General features: G+C 43.4%; 18 protein-coding genes (1 of these 18 only partly in view). 8 read left to right on the forward strand and 10 right to left on the reverse strand.

Annotated elements, in window-relative coordinates:
* Nucleotides 1-142: the end of an aminoglycoside 6-adenylyltransferase gene (locus H171_RS15530; RefSeq protein ID WP_100305961.1), read on the forward strand. 722 nt of this gene lie to the left of the window's left edge; 142 of the gene's 864 nt are visible here — the last part of the coding sequence; its start codon lies beyond the left edge, outside the window; it ends in the stop codon at nucleotides 140-142.
* Between the two features lie 12 nt (nucleotides 143-154).
* Here the strand turns inward: H171_RS15530 and H171_RS15535 are convergent, their stop codons facing one another.
* Nucleotides 155-772, reverse strand: coding sequence for an NUDIX hydrolase N-terminal domain-containing protein (locus H171_RS15535; protein ID WP_330404253.1), 618 nt, complete (start codon nucleotides 770-772; stop codon nucleotides 155-157).
* A gap of 160 nt (nucleotides 773-932) precedes the next feature.
* Between H171_RS15535 and H171_RS15540 the strand changes: the two genes are divergently transcribed.
* From H171_RS15540 to H171_RS15550, 3 genes are all read left to right on the forward strand, one after another.
* Nucleotides 933-1,451, forward strand: a complete 519-nt coding sequence (locus H171_RS15540) for a 2'-5' RNA ligase family protein (protein WP_100305963.1) — start codon at nucleotides 933-935, stop codon at nucleotides 1,449-1,451.
* 169 nt (nucleotides 1,452-1,620) lie between these two features.
* Nucleotides 1,621-3,291 (forward strand): S8 family peptidase, encoded by a 1,671-nt coding sequence (locus H171_RS15545; RefSeq protein WP_100305964.1) that lies wholly within the window; start codon nucleotides 1,621-1,623, stop codon nucleotides 3,289-3,291.
* Nucleotides 3,292-3,441: 150 nt separating this feature from the next.
* Nucleotides 3,442-3,624, forward strand: a complete 183-nt coding sequence (locus H171_RS15550) for a hypothetical protein (protein ID WP_100305965.1) — start codon at nucleotides 3,442-3,444, stop codon at nucleotides 3,622-3,624.
* 94 nt (nucleotides 3,625-3,718) lie between these two features.
* Here the strand turns inward: H171_RS15550 and H171_RS15555 are convergent, their stop codons facing one another.
* From H171_RS15555 to H171_RS15580, 6 genes are all read right to left on the reverse strand, one after another.
* Nucleotides 3,719-4,012: a phage holin family protein gene (locus H171_RS15555; RefSeq protein WP_186802637.1), complete on the reverse strand. Its 294-nt coding sequence runs from the start codon at nucleotides 4,010-4,012 to the stop codon at nucleotides 3,719-3,721.
* 202 nt (nucleotides 4,013-4,214) lie between these two features.
* Nucleotides 4,215-5,888 (reverse strand): S8 family peptidase, encoded by a 1,674-nt coding sequence (locus H171_RS15560; protein ID WP_100305966.1) that lies wholly within the window; start codon nucleotides 5,886-5,888, stop codon nucleotides 4,215-4,217.
* 504 nt (nucleotides 5,889-6,392) lie between these two features.
* Nucleotides 6,393-10,568 (reverse strand): hemoblobin-interacting domain-containing protein, encoded by a 4,176-nt coding sequence (locus H171_RS15565; RefSeq protein ID WP_100305967.1) that lies wholly within the window; start codon nucleotides 10,566-10,568, stop codon nucleotides 6,393-6,395.
* A gap of 179 nt (nucleotides 10,569-10,747) precedes the next feature.
* Nucleotides 10,748-11,602, reverse strand: coding sequence for a carbohydrate ABC transporter permease (locus tag H171_RS15570; RefSeq protein WP_100305968.1), 855 nt, complete (start codon nucleotides 11,600-11,602; stop codon nucleotides 10,748-10,750).
* 6 nt (nucleotides 11,603-11,608) lie between these two features.
* On the reverse strand, nucleotides 11,609-12,538 hold the full coding sequence (locus H171_RS15575) for a carbohydrate ABC transporter permease (protein ID WP_100305969.1): 930 nt from the start codon (nucleotides 12,536-12,538) through the stop codon (nucleotides 11,609-11,611).
* A gap of 26 nt (nucleotides 12,539-12,564) precedes the next feature.
* Entirely contained in the window at nucleotides 12,565-13,914 is a 1,350-nt protein-coding gene (locus tag H171_RS15580; protein WP_100305970.1) for an ABC transporter substrate-binding protein, read from the reverse strand.
* A 185-nt stretch (nucleotides 13,915-14,099) separates the two neighbouring features.
* Between H171_RS15580 and H171_RS15585 the strand changes: the two genes are divergently transcribed.
* Genes H171_RS15585 through H171_RS15595 form a run of 3 tightly spaced genes read left to right on the forward strand, consistent with a single transcriptional unit; the run spans nucleotide 14,100 to nucleotide 18,524 of the window.
* Entirely contained in the window at nucleotides 14,100-15,860 is a 1,761-nt protein-coding gene (locus H171_RS15585; RefSeq protein WP_157803172.1) for a sensor histidine kinase, read from the forward strand.
* 1 nt (nucleotide 15,861) lies between these two features.
* Nucleotides 15,862-17,400 (forward strand): response regulator transcription factor, encoded by a 1,539-nt coding sequence (locus tag H171_RS15590; RefSeq protein ID WP_100305972.1) that lies wholly within the window; start codon nucleotides 15,862-15,864, stop codon nucleotides 17,398-17,400.
* Nucleotides 17,401-17,402: 2 nt separating this feature from the next.
* Entirely contained in the window at nucleotides 17,403-18,524 is a 1,122-nt protein-coding gene (locus tag H171_RS15595) for a glycoside hydrolase family 88/105 protein (RefSeq protein WP_100305973.1), read from the forward strand.
* Between the two features lie 111 nt (nucleotides 18,525-18,635).
* Here the strand turns inward: H171_RS15595 and H171_RS15600 are convergent, their stop codons facing one another.
* Nucleotides 18,636-19,493, reverse strand: coding sequence for an AraC family transcriptional regulator (locus H171_RS15600; RefSeq protein ID WP_100305974.1), 858 nt, complete (start codon nucleotides 19,491-19,493; stop codon nucleotides 18,636-18,638).
* Between the two features lie 163 nt (nucleotides 19,494-19,656).
* Here H171_RS15600 and H171_RS15605 point away from each other — a divergent pair, with 163 nt between their 5' ends.
* Complete coding sequence (locus H171_RS15605) at nucleotides 19,657-21,054, forward strand: family 4 glycosyl hydrolase (RefSeq protein WP_100305975.1); 1,398 nt, start codon at nucleotides 19,657-19,659, stop codon at nucleotides 21,052-21,054.
* Nucleotides 21,055-21,207: 153 nt separating this feature from the next.
* Here the strand turns inward: H171_RS15605 and H171_RS15610 are convergent, their stop codons facing one another.
* Nucleotides 21,208-21,699 (reverse strand): metallophosphoesterase family protein, encoded by a 492-nt coding sequence (locus H171_RS15610; RefSeq protein ID WP_100305976.1) that lies wholly within the window; start codon nucleotides 21,697-21,699, stop codon nucleotides 21,208-21,210.
* Nucleotides 21,699-22,313, reverse strand: a complete 615-nt coding sequence (rdgB, locus tag H171_RS15615; protein ID WP_100305977.1) for an RdgB/HAM1 family non-canonical purine NTP pyrophosphatase — start codon at nucleotides 22,311-22,313, stop codon at nucleotides 21,699-21,701. The genes H171_RS15610 and rdgB overlap by 1 nt, the downstream gene beginning before the upstream one ends.
* Between the last annotated feature and the right edge of the window lie 21 nt (nucleotides 22,314-22,334).

Raw genomic sequence — 22,334 nt, forward strand, 5'->3', positions numbered from 1 at the left:
TTGGAATGCTGTTTTCTCAGCTTGTGATCTGTTTCGTTTTCTTGCACTTCAGGTTTCCGGCCATTTGGGCTACACCTACTGCGTACAAGACGATGAGAATATGATCAAATATATCACTTCAATAAAATATGCTGATCATTGATCAACCGGAGTTCTATTCCAGGATTGTTTTCCAGGCTTGCTCAGAATAAGCCTGAAAACACATTTTTATCTGTTCTGCATTGCTCTTTTCCGTTGCAAGTGGCGGCAATTCTTCCATTGAGAAATAACGGCTGTCAGTGGTTTCATTATTTGCTTTAAATGAACCGCCAATAACGGAACACTGTATAAAAATTTTACAAATTTTGTAGGCATAGATCGGAAGATTATGTTTTTCTCTATCCTGCACGGCAATGACCTTGTCGACCTCGACATCAAGGCCTGCCTCTTCCCTGACTTCTTTTATTATATTTTCTTTTACTGATAAATCTACATCGACCCAGCCTCCAGGCAATGACCATCTCCCATCGGATTCTTTAACCAGAAGAATCCTGTTGTTCTTAAAAATGGCGGCCCTGGTATCTATCTTGGGGGTTTGGTATCCTGTTTCGCAGCAGAATAAATCTTTGACCTTTTCGACAGGCATTTCTGATTGTCTGCTGATTATTTCAGCCGAAATCTCCCGGATCCTTTCAAATCGTTCCTGGTCAAAGCAATCCTTCGTATAATATAGCCCTGCCTGTGCGATTGCCTGCAATTCAACCGCCCATTCAAGCCATTTTTTATTCTCCATAATGCTATCCTTCCTTACTCCATACTAAGTAGTATATTATCTCACATACCCATTACTATCAAGTTTATCTTTTAAGATTTCTATGGTATTACTGTGATTATGGACCGCAGGCAATTGGAAAAATGCAGCAAACAACGTTAATTTAGAAAGGAGAGTCAATATGGATACTAGGACAATCATGATATTTCCAGAATTTCATAACATGGATGTAATTCATTTCTATAGGAATCAATACGATCCGTTATCTGCTCTTGTTAAACCGCATATTACTTTAGTTTTCCCCTTTCAATGCAATATGGGGAATGATAGATTGAACAAGCATATAAGTGATAAGCTTATGAATATCAAAACTTTTGAAATTACTCTGAATGGAGTTTCAAAGCAGCCTGGTGAATTAGGGAATTATTTATTTTTAAATATTGTAGAAGGAAAGGAACATATTCATGAAATCCATGATCAGCTATATTCCGATCTATTAAAGGAGAATAAAAAAGGATACCCTTATACTCCTCATTTAACCCTTGGAAATTTAGACTCCATAGAAAAACTGGAAAGGGCCTATTTAGATGCTTCTAAATGCAATGAAACATTTAGGGCTGTGATAAACACAATTTCAGTTGAAGTGATAGGTGCATTGGGCGAGTCAATTATAATAAGCGAACACAGACTGCAGGAATAAACGTCGGAATAACAGTCAATCCATCTCTCATATTTCTTCATCTTCTGCCATATCATTTAACATGCATAACGGCCCGGCAGTGCTGCCGGGACATCCCAATTTTAGACAGCTACTCTCATTTAGCATATTGCATGATTGCTGCTGTCAGCATCGGCAAGGAGACTTAACTGTGAAAAAAATATTGGATAACAATTATTTTGATTTAATCATTACAAACCCAATTACTTCAGCCCCCAATGCTGATAACATTACCTATCTGAACAACCGGCATTCCTTACTACATATCCCGGCTGCCAACATCACTCTTTGTGATATGGTAAAATATCCAGTCCACACCTTTCCCGGTATATATACGCTCACATCTACGGTCAGCCTTGAACAGTCCGGCATAGGAACGGTTCAGCGGAATCCTGCCTTAGCCCTGTTTGGAAAGGGTGTAATCATTGTAGTCATTGATACGGGTATTGATTACCAGCATCCTGCCTTCCGCAACAGTGACGGCTCGACACGTATTCTCTCCATATGGGACCAGACCCAGCAGGAAGGAACCCCTCCTGAGACCTTTACCTTTGGTACGGAATACAGCCAGGAGACAATCAATGCCGCATTAAATTCTGCTGATCCCCTGTCTGTTGTACCATCTACAGACACAAACGGACATGGAACATCTATTGCAAGCGTTATTGCCGGCACTCCCAGCTTACTGGAATCCTTTAGCGGTGTAGTCCCTCAATCTGATCTGGTGATCGTAAAGCTTAAGGAAGCAAAAGAAAATCTAAAAGAATTTTATTTTATTCCAAGTAATGCTTTATGCTTCCAGGAATCGGATCTTATGCTTGGCTTCCGTTATTCCCTTACCATTTCGGAAAAGTATAACCGCCCTGTGGTCACCTGCTTTGCTGTAGGAAGCAGCCAGGGAGGTCATGACGGAAGAGGCGCTCTAAGCGGTTACCTAAATGACCTGGTACTGCAGCCCAGTATCGGCATATCCGTTTCTGCCGGTAACGAGGGAAACAGTCAAAGACACTATTTTAATTCTACCCAATCAGAGCCTTATTACAATGATTTTGAATTAAGAATAGGGGAAAATGATAAGATGTTTGCTATGGAAATCTGGTCAAGTTCCCTTGGACGGCTTTCCATTGATATTTCCTCACCAAACAGAGAATCCACCCAGCAGGTATATCCTGCACTCGGCGATTGCAGAGTCTTTAACTTTGTATTCACCCCTACTACCCTTTATATCAACAATTATCTTTTTGAAGAGGAAACCGGAGACCAGATGATCCTGGTGCGTTTTCAGAACACCACTCCCGGAGTCTGGCGCATTCGGGTCAGGAGCGTTGAAAATGAACCTTTGTCCTTCCATGCCTGGCTCCCTTCAAACGGTCTCATATCCAACAAGACCTTTTTTCTTAATTCCTCTCCGGATACCACCATCACTTCACCGGGAAACGGCAGGCGCCAGCTGACTGTGACTGCCTATAATCAGATGAATAACTCAATTCTTGGTGAATCAAGCAGGGGCTATACAAGAACCGGCCTTGTTAAACCTGATATTGCCGCTCCTGGTTACCAAATCACCTGTGCGGTTCCCGGAAATGGATATGGTTCTGTTACAGGAACAGGGGCTGCTGCTGCCCACGTAGCCGGGATCATTGCCATGGTCTTTGAGTGGACCATTGTAAAAGGAAATTATAAAACAATGAATGGGGTCGATGTCAGCCGGCTTATGATGAGGGGTGCAGTGCGGGCAAGCTCATACATCTATCCAAATAACATATGGGGATTTGGCCAGGTGAACGTGAACAATATGTTCATGCAGCTAACCAGTATTTAACCTCACCAAGCAGGATTGCGGTTTGTGAATATCCGATTGACTGGAATGGGAACAATTATTATCTTAAAAACAGTATTTCAGTCATAAGTCCAGAACATTATATAAAAGGAGCTTTACAACTGTTATATAATTTTCTGGGAGGTGATTCATATGAGACACTGGAATAAAAAACTCGAAAAAAGCTTGGAGGAAGAATTCAACCGGTTAGAGGCTGCCAGCAGGGACGTAATCCCCCCTTCTGCTCCTCCCGGAGAATTTGAAAACATCATGGCTGAAATGGAACGCAGGGGGATTGAACCCAGGATCAGAAAAGAATTAAGAAAAAGGAAATAGGCGGGCTGGGTTTTTGAAAACCCGCCATTTTTGTTCTAGCGTCATATGATAAGGGCCCGGGAAAATCCCAGACCCCTGTCACTACGGCTTCTCATTATTCTTTTTTACCTGATTGTTTAATTAGCTGGTTAACGTACGTACTCAGTCCGGCGACCAGGATCCCCTGGGTAATTGCTGTAAATGCTGCTGTGGCGATCTGTTGGATGGTGTGTACATCACTCATGGACATTACGTAAACACCGCACAAAACAATGCCCGCTGCTCCGTTAATCATTGGGATGTATTTATCTTTAATCGTCTGGCTTTGTTTGATCCACTGCCCCAGCAGGTAAAGGACCACTGCTACTACGACAAGTTCTGGTTTTACATAATTTATGATCTCTCCCATAATCATCAATTCCTATCCCCTTTCCCAATTCTCATCCTTAAACCCTTCAGTCTGGTTTAACCGCCTGATTTAATTGATGCTTTCTTTTCCTTAAACGTTCCTACCTAACCCAGATACGCGGCAGTTCCATACATGGTAACATCACTACAAAAAAACCTCCAGGCTGCCGTAGAAAACTCTATCCAGCCTGAAGGTTCTGATCTTAAATTGTTGTCAGCTGCCTGAACATATTTGCTGCATCCAACTGCCCGTACCCCCATATATTGTTGGGATAAATATTCGCAGGGTTCCGTCTTGCCCCGCGTATCAACAAGCGGTTGATCTGATATCCGGTAACTGACGTATAGTTACCCTTATTGTAAGCCCATTCCATGACCATGGCCGCGACCCCAGCCGCATGGGCAGCTGCAGCTCCGGTACCGGTAGCATTTCCATATCGAAAGTCTGGAAGCGCACAGGGAAGCTGGTAGCCGGGGGCACCCAAATCAGGTTTTACAAGCCCCAGTCTGGTATATCCTCTGCTTGATTCATTCAGAATATTTCCTTCCAGCTGGTTATAGGCCGTAACTGTCAGAGGATGTATGGCATCTCCCTGGGAAGTTATGGTTGTATCAGGACTGGAGTTTAAGAAAAAGGTCTCATTTGATATGAGATTACCGGAGGGCAGCCAGGCATGATAGGAAAAACCTTCATTTTCAGTGCTGCCTACCCTGATATTCCAGGTTCCTGCAACTACGTTTTGAAAACGCACCAGAATCAGCTGATCACCGGTTTCCTCTTCAAAAATAATATTGTTCACCCAGACAATGCTTTCCACAGTTTGAAAGATAATTTTTTTGCAATCTGAAAAGGAAGGATAAATAATCTGGGAGGACTCCCCGGTTGGAGCGGTGATCTCTATAAAAAGCCTGGAAGGTATGTAAGGCCATATCTCCATGGCAAATTCTTTATCATTGATTCCTACGTTTAACTGGAAGGTGTCTATATAAGGAGGGGTTTGAGTGCTGTTAAAGAAATGTCTTCCATTATTGCCTTCGTTTCCGGCAGCAATGGTCACACCGATTCTTGGCCGCTGTACCAGATAATCCAGATAAGCGGAGGAGGCACCTCGCCCGTCGTGCCCTCCCTGACTGCTTCCAAGGGCAATGCATATGACTAGAGGCCGGTTCAGCCTTTGAGCGGTGGTAACCAAATACCGGATTCCAAGGATGATGTCTGATTCCTGATAGCACAAGGCATTATCCGGAACAAAGAACAGTTTCTTTAAGTTATCCTTTGCTGTTTTAAGTTTTACTACCAAAAGATCTGCTTCAGGAACAACACCGCTGAAGTTATAATCATCATTAGGCCTTCCGGCAATGATGCTAGCAATGGCAGTTCCATGACGTATGGTATCTACTGTGGGGACAATCGAAAGAGGATTTTCAGAAATTAATGCAAAATTAATCAGCTCTTTGGTATATTCAGCACCAAAAGTAAACCCTCTTGGAGGTGTGCTTCCCACCTGGGTCTGATCCCATATAGACAGGATTCTGGTTGTTCTGTCATTATACTTAAAGGCAGGATGGCGGTAATCAATACCAGTATCCACAATGCCAACAATTACCCCTCTCCCAATCATGCCAAGGCCAGGAGTTCTCTGAACAGATCCTATACCGGATTTCTCGATGCTGACCGATGACTCAAGGGTATATAAAGCCGGAAACAAATGATAGGGATTTAACCCAAGGTCACAGGGCTCCATCTGATCCTTTGGTATATGCAGTAAGGAATTCATATCATTCAGCGTGGTAATATTATCACCCGTATTATAAGATGGAACCATGGCATTACTTATGATAAGATCATAATACCGATTATCCAGTATTTTTTCCATATTGCGGCCTCCTGCCTGTTTCAAATGAAGCATATGATATATTTTATGCAGAAGAGGTTCCAATATGAGCAGAAGAATATGCCACAATCCAGGGAATAAAATGGCAATAGCAGAGTAATGTGTGTATTTATATTATATATTACAATTAATGATGTATTTACAAAATATTAACGGATTATCTATAAAAATTTACTTATTTCCCTTTACTAAACTGATTTTTTGCGCTATAATTTATATAACTCTTCTTTGGAGTGCCGTATTTCCCCAATCCTGCGGTGCTCCATTTTTATTTTATTCTCTCCTTTCACAGGATCTTCACATTTCCATCAAATTCTCAACACATCTCCAACATATATTAATACCTGTAAACAGGCCAAAGAGACCTTTCATATACATATTTTCATACTCAGCCGACAGGATTCCCCCTCCTGTCGGCTTCCTCCATTTTTAAGTATAAAACAAGATTATTCTATGAAACCATTGGACTCCTATTCGGCAGCATTTTTACCGCCCATTTTCCGGCAGCTGGTGCCAGTTATTTTTTTCTATGACCGCACCATTTTGTTCCTGGTCACCATCCGGCTCCGTTTCCTCAGCCAAGGGTTCTTCTGTCAGATTTTTATCCGGATTCTTTTCTTCCGAGCTTTCCTCTGCTGGGCCTTCCTCTGTTGGATTTTCTTCTCCCGTATTTTCTTCTCCCGTATTTTCTTCTCCCGTATTTACTTCTTCCGTATTTTCTTCTTTCGTATTTTCTTCTTTCGTATTTTCTTCTTTCGTATTTTCTTCTTCCGTATTTTCTTCTCCTGTATCTACTTCCTCCTCATTTTCTTCCGTATTTTCTTCTGCAGGCTCATTTCCTTCCTTTATCTCAGGTTTCTCTACCGACTCTGCAACTGGTTCTTCCATGTTTAATTTCCTTGCTTCCATAATCATATCATTTTGATTTTCCGGAACTGTTACAGTTATTTCATAAGGTGCATAATTATTATATTCTGATAATATCCGTATCTCATGTTCCTCTGAGGTGAAATTTTTAGCTAATATAGTTAAATTGTACGGCTTTGTTCTCGTATTCAAGCTATAATCTGTGCCACTGGTCAGCTTTTCGCCGTCCAGATAAACAGTGTTGTAGGAGCTGTAAAAATAGTAAGATGTATTAGTAGAGAATTGCAAATCTCCGTTTTCCAGCCACTCATCTGTTATATCCGGCAGTTTCTGGTACGGTGTGAAGGTAACATTACAGGAACGGTATCCCGGCACTGAGATTGAAACGTTATAGCCATAATAATAAGACAATGTACCGCTTAGCGTAATCGAAAGCTGTTCTTCATCAGCGTTTTTGCTAAATCCTGTAATCGTCTGACTGGAGGAAGAACGCTTTACGGATACGTGGGACTGGATCAGAGAATCCCACCATTCCTGGTTCCCATCCGCTACATGCAGGACAATTGTATTTTCTCCGCTTAAGGAGGTTCCGTTTTCTACTTCCAGCTTTGGCGCCGGTTCATAGGCAATATACTGCCCAAAGCTCATTTCCATCTTTTGATATGCTTCATTATATAAGACCAGAAGGTTTTCTTCCTCTGTAAGCAGTGCAGCCGGAATGTAAATTGTGCTGTATCCGCTGGTCGTATATCCGGCCCCCTTCTTCAGTTCGGCTCCATTCAAGAATACCGTTACTTTATCATAGAAATAGGAATCTTCCGCTGTCAGTTCCAGTCGTTCTTCGTCATAATTAATCACACCTTTCACACTAACTGAATTTAAGATTCTGACCTCTGCCTGAGCGGCCCGGTATCCCTTTGCATATATCGTGACCGTATAAATACCAGGACTGTAGGAGCTGACAGATGGCAAAATAAGTCCATTTTCATTTTTTGTATAAGTGACAGCTGCGGAAGAGTAAGAATCCGATATTGTCACAGAACTGATATTATTCAGCCAATCATTTGCTTCTCCTGACACCATCTCCACAGTTACAGTACCTTTCTGCACAACAGCTTCTGATTTCAGCAACGGAGCTTCTAATGGAGACACCAAATCTGCCGGAGCAGTCCCTTCTAATACCGTTATTCCATAGCCGGAGGCATAAAGCTCAATTCTATATGGCGATCCGGCGGTAAAGTTATGAGGGAAGATTTCAATTCCTTTGCTGTAGGAAGCGGTATAATCAGCAGCTTCTCCCTTCTTCCGTTCTGTTCCGTTTAAAACTACATTTGTTACATAGGAGCTTAAATAAGAGGCATTGCCGGTAAGCATTAAGCTGTAATTTTCCTGGTTCCACTGCTGGGTTATGGCAGGCGGTGCTTTTACGGGAGTGAACGCTATCGTTACTGCTTCATACCCCGGTATGGCAATTTTCATGGTATACGTGTAATAAGAAGACATTGTAGTCTTATTCGCAGTGACCGTAAAACTGTTCCCGTCTTTTTCAAGAGAAAGGCCGGAAACACTGCTATAAGAATATGTCAGAGTAAGATAATCAGCCTCTAAAGCCTGGAACCATTCCATCTCTTCACTGTCTTCCTGAAATGCTCCGATATCAAATACCACAGAAGAACCTTCTATCACTTCCCTTACGGTAACAGACGGCGCTTTCTTAGGTGTAACAAACGCTTCCGGGGATTCCACCTCAAGGCTGGTATCTTCATAACCCTTTGCCTGAATTTCAATCATATTTTTTCCGTTTACCAGATAGCGGTAGGAAATATACAAATTATTGTAATCACTTGTAAAGCTTCCGGATTCCAACCGGATTCCATTGACCGTAATTGCCGTTATCTGATCGGTATAATATGTAAAGCCCGCTCTTAATTTCAACTGGCTGTTAGCGTCATCCCAGGTAGATGTAAAGGATGGAGCCTTATCTACAACAGAAAGAGAACCTTTTACCTCCCCGAACCCAAAGGAATGGATCGTAACCTCATAATCCCCGGCATAATTCATAGGCCCGCTGATCGCATCTACTCCCAGGGTAATGGTTTTCCCGTCTGCAGACAAGGTATTGTTTTCCTGATAGTAGTGGGTTTTGGTTTCACTGTAAGGAATCTCTATTTCAGTAATGGAACGGTACCAAGATTCATTTTCCTCACTGAGCTGTATGACTATGCTCTTTCCTTTTAAAGATGGGGTAATGGTCAGCTCAGGCGGATTGGTATTGTCTGCTTTTCCCGTTAAAAGTTCTACTTTTGTTCCGTAGCCGCCTTTATCTGTTAAATATTTGACATATCTGGGCAGGTCCTCTGCTTTTTTCCAACTTCTGGTCTTTAAGTCTTTTGCATCTGTACTCAAGGTCAGGTCTTCATTTAACGCGGATAATTTCTCAGAAGGTTCCCATTTAGACAGAAAGGCCTCTACAGAAGATGTTCCAATTCCCAGATTATCTGCAATTATGTTATTTGCTGCCAAATCAAACAATACAGCAATTGTAGCCGTCTTTTCCTTTCCCTCCAGACTGGCAGGAGGTGCGGCAGTCGCACTTGAGACCGCATCCGAAGCAAAGCTCTTAAGACCGGCCGCGGTCCGGTTATCTTCCTCTATCAGGATATCGTTTTCTTTCTCTTCCTGGCTATTGCTCTGCGCTTCCTCCTGACCTTGGAGCTGCATGGTATCTACCGTAGTTTCCAAAGGTTTTATGAAGAGGGAATCTCCCTGTCTGATAAATTTCACATACTGGGTCAAGGGAATGGTTGCCTTAGTAAGCACCACATAGGGGATATCCGATGGAAGGGAAAGGTTCGTTTCAACAAGCTCTTTCTCTGCCGCAGTACTCTTTCCCGGTTCTCTCAGTGCAATAACCGATACAGTCCATTTCCCGGAGGTTATGGCCAGTGTACGGGTATTTTCATCCGGCAAAGGTATTTTTACCGTCCTGCCTGAAGTTGTCACAGGAGTAACGGACGATGTGGCATCTTTCCCTGCTATGGAATAACGGAACTCTTCAAGTCCCTCTGCCTCATCGGAAAAGGATATTACGGCATAGGGAAGTCCCTGAACAGATACGATTCCAGTTTGTTCCAGAACAACAGGACTTATGCCTTCCCATGGATTTTCGCCGCCCTCCGTTCCATTATTTCCGGTATTCCCATTTTCGCTGTTTCCTCCTCCGGGTTGATTGTTTCCTCCCCCTGGTTGACTGTTTCCTCCTCCCGTTTGATTGCTTCCGTTCCCCCCTGTATTGTTGGAGGTCTTGCTGCCAGAGCTGCTGCCATTGTAAGAATTCCGGGATGACTTTCCGTTCCAGGCCCCGCCGCTGTCCACATAGTATCCATCGGGCGTGTAACCATTTACCAGAGCTTCTCCTGACTGCTTGTCAAGATAATACCACTTCCCATCGATCTCCTTCCAGCCGGTAGCCATGGAACCGTCCCTATCCATGTAATACCACTTTCCACGAATCTCTTTCCAGCCGGTAGCCATGGAACCGTCTGGCTCCAGATAATACCACTTCTGATCCGTGTCCTGGTACCATCCCGTTCTCATATTTCCGTTCTCATCAAAGTGATACCAATTGCCGTCATCGGTTTTCAGCCATGAATTCCTCTTTTCCCGGCCATCTTCCAGAATATAGCGCCACTTATCTTCATCTTGCCTCCACTCCCCTGCAATCGGCTGGATTGTAAATACCAGGTTCATGACAGTCAGAACCGCCAGAAATTTAACTTTATCTCTACTCCTCATAGATTCCTCCTTGCATATAATTTTAGTTAGTTTTGACTAACCAATGTATTATAAAATATTCCCAATCTTTGGGCAAGCGGATAAACGAGAAAATTCTTCAACTGATGTCCAGTGATAATTTATCACCATTAAAATAAGCAGGAAAACCACTAAGCGGTTTTCCTGCCTGAAAATCTGTTTTAACCCTTGATTCCTGTAGAGGCAATTCCTTCCACCAGATATTTCTGCATGGTCAGGAAAATCAGAAAAATAGGAATCAGGGAAAAGGTTGCCATTGCAAACATCGCGCCCCAGTCTGAGCCAGCCGTTGGGTCGGAAAACATCTTTAATGCATAGCTGACCGGGTATTTCATAGGATCGCTTAAGAAAAGCAGAGCCGTCATAAAATCATCCCATCTCCACATAAAGGAGAAAATAGCGCTAGTCACCAAAGAAGGTTTCACAAGAGGAAGGATGATTCTTATGAATATGGAGTATATGGTGCATCCATCCATTCTGGCAGCTTCATCTAAATCAATGGGGATTCCCTTTATAAACTGTACATTTAAGAAAATGAAAAAGCCCTGGCCAAAAAATTGAGGTACAATGATGGGAAGATAGCTTCCCACCCATCCCATTTTGTTAAAAATGATATACTGGGGAATCATGATGATCTGGAACGGAAGCATCATGGCAAGCAGCATACATGCGAACCAGAAGTTTTTAAACTTAAAATCAATACGGGCAAAGCCATAGCCTACAATGGCGGAAGAAACGACCGCCCCGACCGTGGAAAGACCTGCAATGATAAAAGAGTTCTTAAAAAACGTGCTGAAACCATAGCCCGCAAAGCCCTGCCAACCTATACGGTAGTTTTCAAGTGAAAATTTATCTGGCAGCAGTTTAGCAGCTGTCCGGAATATTTCATTGGAGTTCTTAAAGGAACTCATCACCATCCACACAAGGGGATATATCATAACACATGCCAGCAAAAAGGTGAACACATGATAAACCACTGTGGTGGCTATTCTTCTTTCTCTATATCCTGTTTTCATATCTTATCACCCTTCTGATTCATAATATACCCATTTCTTCTGTGTCTTGAAAAGTATCAGGGTCAAAAGCCCGACTACAAACACCATGAACCATGCCATTGCACAGCCATAGCCCAGCTTATTATACGTAAAGGAATTCTGGTACATGTATACCGTATAAAACAGTGTGCTGTCCTTTGGTTTTCCCTGAGTAATAATATAGCTTTGGGTAAATGCCATAAAACCGTTGATCAGCTGGTTAATCAGGTTAAAGAAAATCGTTGGTGTCAGCATTGGAATCGTGATCTTAAAGAAACGCTGAATGCCATTTGCACCATCTACGGTAGCTGCCTCATAAAGACTTATGGGAATCTGTTTTAACCCGGATAAAAATATGAGCATGGAAGAACCAAACTGCCAGACAGCAAGGATAATCAGGGTCCAGATAGCGGTATCCGCTCTTCCCAGCCATGCAATGTCGGATGGTAGTCCAAAAATACCTAGAATTGCATTTATTACACCGTCACTGGCAAACATCCGCTTCCAGAGAATTGCTACAGCCACGCTGGAGCCAATAATGGAAGGAAGATAATAAACAGCTCTGTAAAAACCGGACATTTTAGTGCTTTTTACAAGCAGCATGGCTACAAGCAGAGCCATGAGAAGCCGGAGGGGAACCGAAAACAGAACATAGTACATGGTCACGCCAAATACCTTCCAAAACTTTGGATCCGCTGTAAACATGGCCTTGTAATTTTCCAGACCTATAAAAACCGGTGATTTTAAAATATTGTATCTGGTAAACGAAAACCCTAAAGAAAAAATCATTGGTACGGCCAGAAATGCAAGAAAGCCTATAATGAAGGGCAGGATAAATACATATCCTGCAACCTTCGGTGTGTTCATTACCTGGGAAAATGTTTTTTTTCTTTTGGGGGTCATTTGATTGTTCTTCATCTAATTCCCTCCAGACTATTCTGTCACTATTTCGCTGCTTCTTCCAAAATCTTTTTCGCTTCAGGTACAAAGCTTGCTGCTGCTTCATCAGCGGATGTATCACCATAGCGGATTGCTTCTACTACGCTCTTGGTCAACGCCTCAACTTCACCCTTGCCTGCTGGATCTGGAGCATCAATCGGTACCGCAATTTCAGAAACCTTTGCAACATAGTCAAATACCTTTTGTGCAACAGCATCTACCTTTGGCTTAATGGCATCAGCTACCTCAGTATTAACCGGGATTCCTCTTTCTGCCATAAGGATATCATTACATTCTACGCTGTTAGTGAACCAGTCAATAAACTTTGCAGCTTCCTCTTTGTTCTTGGAAGTTTCAGCAATGGAGAAGAACTGGCTTGGCTTTAAATACATATTCTGTGTATCTTTGTTCATAACCGGATTCATCGTTACTTCTAACTCTCTTCCGGCTGCATTGGAAAGACTGATAAACTGATTGGAATATGGAAAATCATTCCATGTGGTCTCATCTACAATCGGTTTTGTTTCAATGTTATCCGGATTCTTTTCAACAAGAATATCTGGTGCGATGGAGAATTCTGCCTTTTGGAATTTCTCAACATTGGCGAAATGTATCTTCGTAGAATCTTCCTTACCCGCAATTAACTCATCGAATATATGAGAACCATTGGCTCTTGCTGTCATCTGCAGCATATTGATCCAGCCGTCATAAGCGGTCTTTACTCCTGTTTTCTCGTATATGGTTTTGGAAATGTCATATAATTCATCATAGGTCATCTGCTCAGGAATGGTCACTCCTGCTTTTTCTACAATGGCCTTATCATAAACCATCATAGGAGCGTTGCTTCCAAGGCTGAGAGCATAGCAGTTTCCATCGATAGAACCACTCTCAATGATACTTGAAGGAATCTTTGAAGTATCAATAACACCTGAGGAAATGAATTCTGATAAATTAGCAAGCTGTCCGCTCTTCTGGTACTGGTTTAAGTAGGAATAGTCCATCTGGATGATATCCGGTAAGTTACCGCCAGCTGCCATTGCAGAAAGCTTATCCCAGTAACCGCCCCAGTCAGTAAACTCAACCTTGATATCCACATTTGGATTTTTACTCATGTATAAATCCGCTGCTTTTTTTGTTACGTCATTTCTGGTCTGATTGCCCCACCAGCAAATGTTTAAAGTTACCTTATCTCCTGATGCTGTCTTTGCACCGTCATCTGCCTTTGCAGTTGACGCCTCTGTTGCAGCAGCCGCTGTCGTCCCGGAATCCACTTTCTCTGTCTTGGAACCACAACCGGCTAAAGATGTCGCTGCAATTAATGCAGCAAGTGATGTTGCTAGTAATCTCTTTCTCACTTGTAAAACCTCCCTCTAAGTTATTTGTGATATCCACATTTTATGGCAAATATGCACAATGGTAAAGTTAAAATGTGGCTTTTTATGATTAAAAAAACGGCTTTATGTAATTTTTGGCGGTTTTACAATTCCTTTTTTTATCTTTTTACTATATAATACGATTACTTGGGAAAGGATATATGATTATGAAACGATGTACGTTCTGGTTTAATAACCTGTCTTTATACAAAAAAATACTGACCATTTTTCTGCTGGCCCTGCTGGCGGTTTGTATTACCTTCCTTATCAGCATCAGGATACTCACCTCCCGCTATAATGAAGAGCTGTACCGCACCAATGCCAATTCCTTAAATCATGTGACCACTTATCTGGAATCGGAAATACAGCTGATCCAGAGTATATCATACAGCATGATCGGTGACCCCGTCCTTCAGGATAATCTGGTGTTTTTAGCTGAGAAACCTTATAGCAACCGAAGAGCCCAGGCCCGCCAGGAAATTTATCAACAGCTTTATTCCTATGTCTACCGCAGCAAATATATAAAATCCATTAATATTATCCTGACTGACGGAACGAATATCTGTATGGGAAGTTCTGATGAAATCCTTAAATTCGACCTTAGGGAGCTTGATAAAACAACCAGCGACTTAAAGGGACAAGCCATCTGGGCTCCTGGCATAGAACCGGGAAACGATACGGTATGCTCCAGGCAGATATTAAAGCTGAAATACTTAAGCTTAAAAAAGCTGGCCGGGCTATACATTACGGTCAATATGGAGCGGATGATTGAGGACGGTTTAAAAAGTTCCGGGAGCCTTGTGGAAAACTCTAATTTCATTCTGATGTCAGGGGATAAGAGGATTTACCCTGCAACTGCCTTTCACGATGCGTACTGCGCAGAAATCATTGCAGGCAGCAAACAGCAGGAGAATGCCTATCTCATTTCCACATTGGACAATAAAAAGGAATTTATCATTTCCGGTCATATTCCCTATGTAGGCTGGGATTATATTTATTTCAGGGATTATGATCCGCTTTTTTACAGAATTCAGCTTATGAGCCTTCAGATCATTATCTTTACCGTCTTTATCATATTTATCACCGCAACCTATGTTAACCTGATTTTCCGCCATATCTTCCGTCACCTGGATTATTTGATAGAAAAGATCCAGAAGTTCGGCAGCGGGGAGTCCCTGGCCTGTGATGTGAAATGCTATGACTATGAAACCCGACAGGACGAAATCGGCCAGCTTCACCGGAGTTTTGATGAAATGACCCACAGCGTAAAGGTCCTGCGGGATGAAAATTATGACAAACAGCTTCTGCTTAGGGATTCCACCATTAAGATGCTCCAGCAGCAGATCAATCCTCACTTTTTATATAATACCCTGGATACGATCAACTGGATGGCGCAGAAATACGGGGCCGAAGATATCTCGGTTATGGTTCGTTCCCTAGGAAACCTGTTTCGGGCCTCCATTGCCGGGCAAAAAGACATCATCCCACTCGAAGATGAGCTGGAGGTGCTGGATAATTACATCCGCATTCAGGAAATACGTTTTAAGGACAGGCTTCACTTTGAGCTTAAGACCCCGGAGAACATTACCCATATATTCGTTCCAAAGTTCTGCATTCAGCCCCTGGTTGAAAACGCCTTAAAACACGCCATGGAGGATACGGATGAGATGTGCAGGATACAGGTCATCGTAGAGGAAATGGAGAATGATTATGAGATCCGGGTGTCCAACACCGGTTCCCGGTTTGAATCGGACCTTTTAGAAAAGATCAGGCACAAAGAGATCAAGCCCCAAGGTTCCGGTGTGGGCCTGACCAACATTCATTCCCGGTTAAAGCTGCTCTATGGAGATCATTATGGCCTTAAATTTTATAACGAAAAAGATATGGCAGTGGTAATGCTGTCCATTCCTAAGGAAAAGGAGATTTGATATGTTGAGACTGATGATTGTAGATGATGAACAGATTATAAGAGAAGCCCTTTCCCAAATGATCGACTATAAATCCATCGGCTATGAACTCATCGCCACTGCCAAAAACGGAATGGAGGCATACGATATCATTTGTGACGATTATCCGGATGTGGTGATTACGGATATCCGAATGCCTATCTTAAACGGCCTGGACCTTATTGAACGTTCCATAAAATCAGATTCCCATATTACCTTTATTCTCCTTTCCGGATACAATGATTTTGAATATGCCAAACAAGCTATGAAATATGGGGTTCGTTATTATCTTTTAAAGCCAACAGATAAAAACGAATTAATCGAATCACTGGTTTCCATAAGAAAGGAACGCCTTCAGGAGGGAGAAAGCAGGAAGATGCAGCAGCAGGATTTCTTAAGAAGCCTTCATTTTCCCTTAGAGCAGAGCTTTATTATGGAGGCCCTGGAGCACCAGGATTCCTTTCCGGCCGTATTCCGTAAATACCAGGGTCTTTTATCCCTTCCGAAGAACTGCATTTATGCCTGTATCTGTTCCTTTGTGGAAGAAAACTATATAAAAAGCTTTATCTGTGACGTTAAAAAGCTTTTAGATGCTTCCAAGGTTCCCCTACAGTTCTCCATCATTTATGTAAAAAACACTGCGGTCCTCATATTCCCTGCATTTACTCTGGCAATACAGGAACGGATGGAAAGTGCCATAACCGGCCTCCGGTATCCCGGTCAGTCCGTTACTTTTGAGGCAGAATTCCTTCACAGGAATTCATCTGAAAAGCTTTTTCAGGAAATCATTCAGAAGGTTTCCCGCTTTGAACGGATCCTTCTCTTCAGTGAAGGAGGGGATGTCCATGAAATCAGGAACCATATTGCTTCCCCCTGGATGATCAGCAGGATTGAGAACTCTATCACCTCTGCAGAGGATATGGTGCAAGCTGAGGAGCTCCTTGACTCCGTTTTTATGGACTCCATCCCTTTATCTACCGCCAGAAACCTTGCATTAGGATTATTCCTTCAGATAGGGCCGGAACGGGAAAAGCTTCCTGTAGACGCTGCCTGTGATTTTTTCCGGCGTCTCTACTCCTGTGATACGGTGTCCGGGATCCGGGAGCTTCTTCGTGTGGTATTAGTCCGGAAAGACACCGTATGCGGAACTCATAAGGCCAGCTCCAACATTGCCCTTTTAAAAGCCTACATCAGAGAACACTTATATTCTGAAAATCTCTCCTTAAAGTGGCTGGCTGAGAATTATCTTTTCGTAAGCATAGGATATTTAAGCAAGCAGTTTGTAAAGGAAGAGGGGATGCGTTCTTCCGATTACTTAAACAAAGAACGGATGGAGGAAGCCATCCGGCTGATGACCTATTATCAGAATGATAACATAAAGCACATTGCCCGCCAGGTAGGATTCGGCAGCAATCCCCAGTACTTCAGTCAGGTATTTAAGCGGTATACCGGCTACCCGCCGACCGAATATATAGAAAAGCTGAAAAAAGCATTAATCAAGCATGGAAAAGGAGAAGAATAATCATGACAAACGAACAGCTACTTGAAAAAATCCATTTGGTTGTTGAAAAGCTGATGAATCTTGGAGGATATGACTATGACAAAGACAAGAGCGTCAGCAGCACTGATACAAAAAAGGGGCTTATCCAAAGAGATTTTGGCATAGAGGAATGGGACTGGCCCCAGGGAGTAGGACTGTATGGCTTATATAAACTCCAGGAATTTTACGGAGACAGCCGGTATCTCCCATTCTTTGAGAGATGGTACAGCGGCCATCAGAAAAAGGGGCTTCCTTCTAAAAACATCAATACCACCGCTCCATTTCTACCCCTGTCCTTTTTATTCCAAGGCCTTGATAATCCGGAGGAATATTACGATCTGTGCGTTCAAAGGGCGGACTGGCTCATCAACGAACTTCCAAAAACTCCGGATAACGGATTCCAGCATGTGACAAGCGCCATCGGAGACCGGGATGGCGTTAGTTTAAACAACGGACAGATCTGGGTTGACACGCTGTTCATGTCCGTACTTTTCTTAAACAGGATGGGATACATATCTGAGAACGCCCTTTGGAAAGACGAAGCTCTTCATCAGTTCCTGGTCCATATCAAATATCTCTTTGATAAACAGACCGGCCTCTTCCACCACGGCTTCAGCTTTGAACGCATGGATAATTTCGGGGGCATCTTCTGGTGCAGAGGGAACTCCTGGTTTACTTACGGAATCATGGAATATCTAGATACCTGCGGAGACGGCTTAGACAAAGGGGTGAAAGCTTTCCTGACCGATACCTTTAAATCCCAGGCCTCCGCCCTTTTACGCCTTCAGTCCTCATCCGGTCTGTGGAATACCGTTCTCACCGATGATTCCAGCTACGGCGAAGTCTCCGGCTCTGCCGCCATTGCAGCCGGACTTTTAAGAGGTGTGAAAGCAGGAATACTTAACGGCTCGTATAAGGCAGCAGCTGACCGGGCAATTGAAGCCATTTGTGCTAATATTTCTGAAGATGGAACTGTGTTAAATGTATCGGCAGGAACAGGAATCGGCATGGACTCCGGCCATTATAAGAACATCGCTATCATGCCCATGGCTTATGGACAGGCTCTTGCCCTGACCGCTCTGTGCGAGGCTCTGGAAAAGGAATAACCCTACGGCAATGCTGCATGGAAAGAAAAGAAGGAACTTGGCTGTACTCTTGCCAAGTTCCTTCTTTTTGTGTTTTTATACTTTTTTATAACCTTTGTCATTCTTATATCTCTAGGCTTCCCCCCCATCCTTTCTGTATTTTAACGGCGTCACATCCGTATGCTTTTTAAATACCCGTTCAAAATAGGTAATGCTTTCAAATCCAAGGATTTCTGATATTTCCGTAATAGAATACCCACTGTTTGCCAGTAATTCTTTCGCCTTTCTCACTCTGGCCAGGTTCCTGTATTCATTTACTGAAAACCCGGTAACCTCCCGGAAGATTCTGCTTAAATAGGATTTGCTGATAAAAAAGACCTCAGCCAGCTCCTCTAAGCTCTCACCTGTCTCGCAGTGAAGTGTTAAATATTCCGCTACCTCATGTACCTTTCCATGCTTTGCAGTCTGAACTGTCGGAGGCATCTCTTTAAGTACGGTCTTCTTCCTGCTGCGGTAGACCATCATTAATATCTGGGATAGTTTCAGCCTTACCATTATCTCATACCGCTCTCTCCGGTGAATCAGTTCCTCCGAAATCCCCAGCAACAACCCCTTCATTTCTTCCCATTCCACCTGGGAAAGCCTGGCCACTCCATAATAATCTCCAAACAGCTTCTCAAGGGAAGAGACCCCTGCCTGCTTAAGCCATGGCTCCAGAACTCTTCCGCTTAGCTGGAGAAGGATCCTGTCATGCCTCCTGCTTCCAGCCTGGCTCGTCTTATGGACCTGTTCCCGGTTTACCAAAACTACATCCCCTGTTTTCACATAATAGGTTTCTTTTTCGATGAAATAGTAACGTTCCCCTTCCAGAAGAAAATAGAGTTCGTAGGTATCATGAAAATGTTTCATTGTCATGGAATATTCCTGGTCCCGGACCACCTCATCAATGGTGATTCCCTCCATGCTTTCCGAAAATATGGTTTTTTCCATCCCTGCCTCCAAAATAGTAGCCAAAAGTATGATTTTATTAAAAAAAGACCCAATTATATAAGATTTTTAATACTATAATCCATTATAATGGTACTAATATGAACTTGCAACAACAACCAAGAAACTTTTTACAGAATTATTCTTTTAACAGGAGGAAACCCTTATGAAATATGCAAACAACAAAGTCAGCGATATTAATATCGCCTATATCGGAGGCGGCTCCAGAGGCTGGGCCTGGACCTTTATGACGGATCTGTCCATGGACGATTCCTTGAGCGGAACGATCCGTTTATATGACATCGATGAGACAGCCGCAAAAAACAATGAAATCATCGGCAACAAACTGACAAACAGAGAGGATACCACTGGAAAATGGAATTACGTCACCGCCTCCTCCTTAAAGGAAGCTTTAGCGGGCTGTGACTTTGCAGTTATCTCCATTCTCCCCGGAACCTTTGATGAGATGGATTCGGACGTTCATCTTCCTGAAAGGCTTGGCATCTACCAGTCCGTAGGTGATACCGCCGGTCCTGGAGGAATGGTTCGTGCCCTCCGCACCATCCCGATGTTTGTGACCATTGCTGAAGCAGTAAAAAAATATTCACCAAATGCCTGGATCATCAACTACACGAATCCAATGTCCCTTTGCGTAAAGACTCTCTATCATGTATTCCCTGAGATCAAGGCTTTCGGCTGCTGCCATGAGGTATTCGGAACCCAGAAGGTTTTAAAGGGAATCTGCGAAGAAACCTTCGGCTTTGAAAACGTTGACCGCCGGGACATCAATGTTAATGTTTTGGGAATCAATCATTTCACCTGGTTTGACCAGGCTTCCTACAAGGGAATCGACTTATTCCCTGTTTACCGTGATTATATTGACGCTCACTACGAGGAAGGCTACAACGAACCGGATAAGAACTGGGCAAACAACAGCTTTGAATGCGCTCACAGGGTGAAGTTTGATCTTTTCCGCCGTTATGGCCTGATCGCTGCTGCCGGTGACCGCCACCTTGCAGAATTCATGCCCGGAAACGATTACCTAAAAGACCCGGAAACCGTAAAGAGCTGGAAATTCGGCCTCACTACCGTTGCCTGGAGAAAAGAGGATTTAAAGAACCGTTTAGCTAAGAGCCACCGTCTTGCAGGGGGCGAAGAGGAAATTGAACTGAAAGCATCAGGAGAAGAAGGAATCCTTCTAATCAAAGCCTTATGCGGGCTTGAAAAAACTGTGAGCAATGTCAATATCCCCAATTCCTTCTTGCAAATTCCTAACCTGCCTGCAGAAGCCGTTGTTGAAACCAACGCTCTGTTTAGCCGGGACAGCATTAAACCGGTGGTAGCTGGCGCCATTCCGGAGAATGTCCTTGAACTGATCGAGCCACATGTTGCGAACCATCAGCGGATCCTTAAAGCCGCGCTCACTTATGACCGCTCCCTGGTATACGAAGCCTACTTAAACGATCCCCTGGTAAAAGACCGGGCAGGAGAAGAAGAAATCAAAAAGCTGGCAGACGATATGATCGAAAATACCCTGGCTAATCTGCCGGAGGGCTGGAAATAGTATTATAAAAATAAAGAGCTTCTGCAAAAAGCGAATCAAACATCAGATACTATATCTGATACAGATTCTTATTTTTGCAGCAGCTCCTTCTTCTATTCTGAGCCATTGCCCCAATTGGTCTGGAGTAACCCGGCTTTTTACTTAAATAGGCGTTTATTTCTCCAGAAATTTCAGGGTAAAATGTGCCTCCCCCTGCTCATCGATCTCCATAATCATGTAGGATGGCTTTCTCCCTTCCTGTCTGGGATAAGAAAGGCTGCCCGGGTTTAAGATCGTGATCCCGTTATGTACCTCATAAAAAGGCCTGTGGGTATGACCGTACATGGCAATATCAATTCCTCTATCCGCCGCTTCCTGCTCCAGGCGCTCAACCCCAAGGGATACATTATAGTAATGACCATGGGTCAGCAAAGCCCGGTATTTCCCTATTACCACTTCCCTCTCCCGGTCCAAATCTGAGAAAAAATCATTGTTGCCAAGAATCATCTGAAGCTCACAGCCTGCGGGAATCCAGCCCGCTATTTTATCTTCGCTGCCTTCTGAGTCCCCCAGGTGGATCAGCATGTCCAGCGATTCGGTTTCTGCAATGATCTTATGTAAACTCTCATCTTTGCGGTGCGTATCACTGACAATCAGTATTTTCATTATTCTCTCCCTCCTGTAAAAGTTTCTTTAAGCCGGCCTTTCATGGCCTCCAGAGCCTTTCCGCGGTGGCTGATCTTATTCTTTTGTTCCATGGTAAGCTGGGCGCTGGTTACTCCGAATTCCGGTATATAGAGGATGGGATCATAGCCAAAGCCTTCCTTTCCGGCAGGCTGGTCAGCCAGAAGCCCTTCCATGGATTCTTCCGTATGGAGCACCGTTCCATCAGGCAGCACTGCAGCGATATTGCAGACAAAACGGGCACTTCTTTCTTCCCCCTTTGCATGGGCAGCTCTGTCGAGGATATTCTGATTTTTGATCTCATAGGAAGTGTCCTCTCCCATATATCTGGCAGAAAGGATCCCAGGCTCTCCATTTAAGCAGTCCACTACCAGGCCGGAATCATCGGCAAGCACGATTCCTCCGGTTCTTTTCCACACTGCCCTGGCCTTTATCTCCGCGTTTTCCCCAAAAGTAGCTCCATCTTCCACAATATCAAGGCTTGCACCGGCCTCTTTCATGGAGAGGATCTCCATTCCTAAGTCTTTTAGGATCTCCCTGATCTCCCGCATTTTGCCTTCATTTCCTGTAGCAAATACGATCTTTTTATCGTTCATCTATTCCGTCCTCCATAAAAC

Source organism: [Clostridium] celerecrescens 18A, assembly GCF_002797975.1.
GTDB lineage: Bacteria > Bacillota > Clostridia > Lachnospirales > Lachnospiraceae > Lacrimispora > Lacrimispora celerecrescens.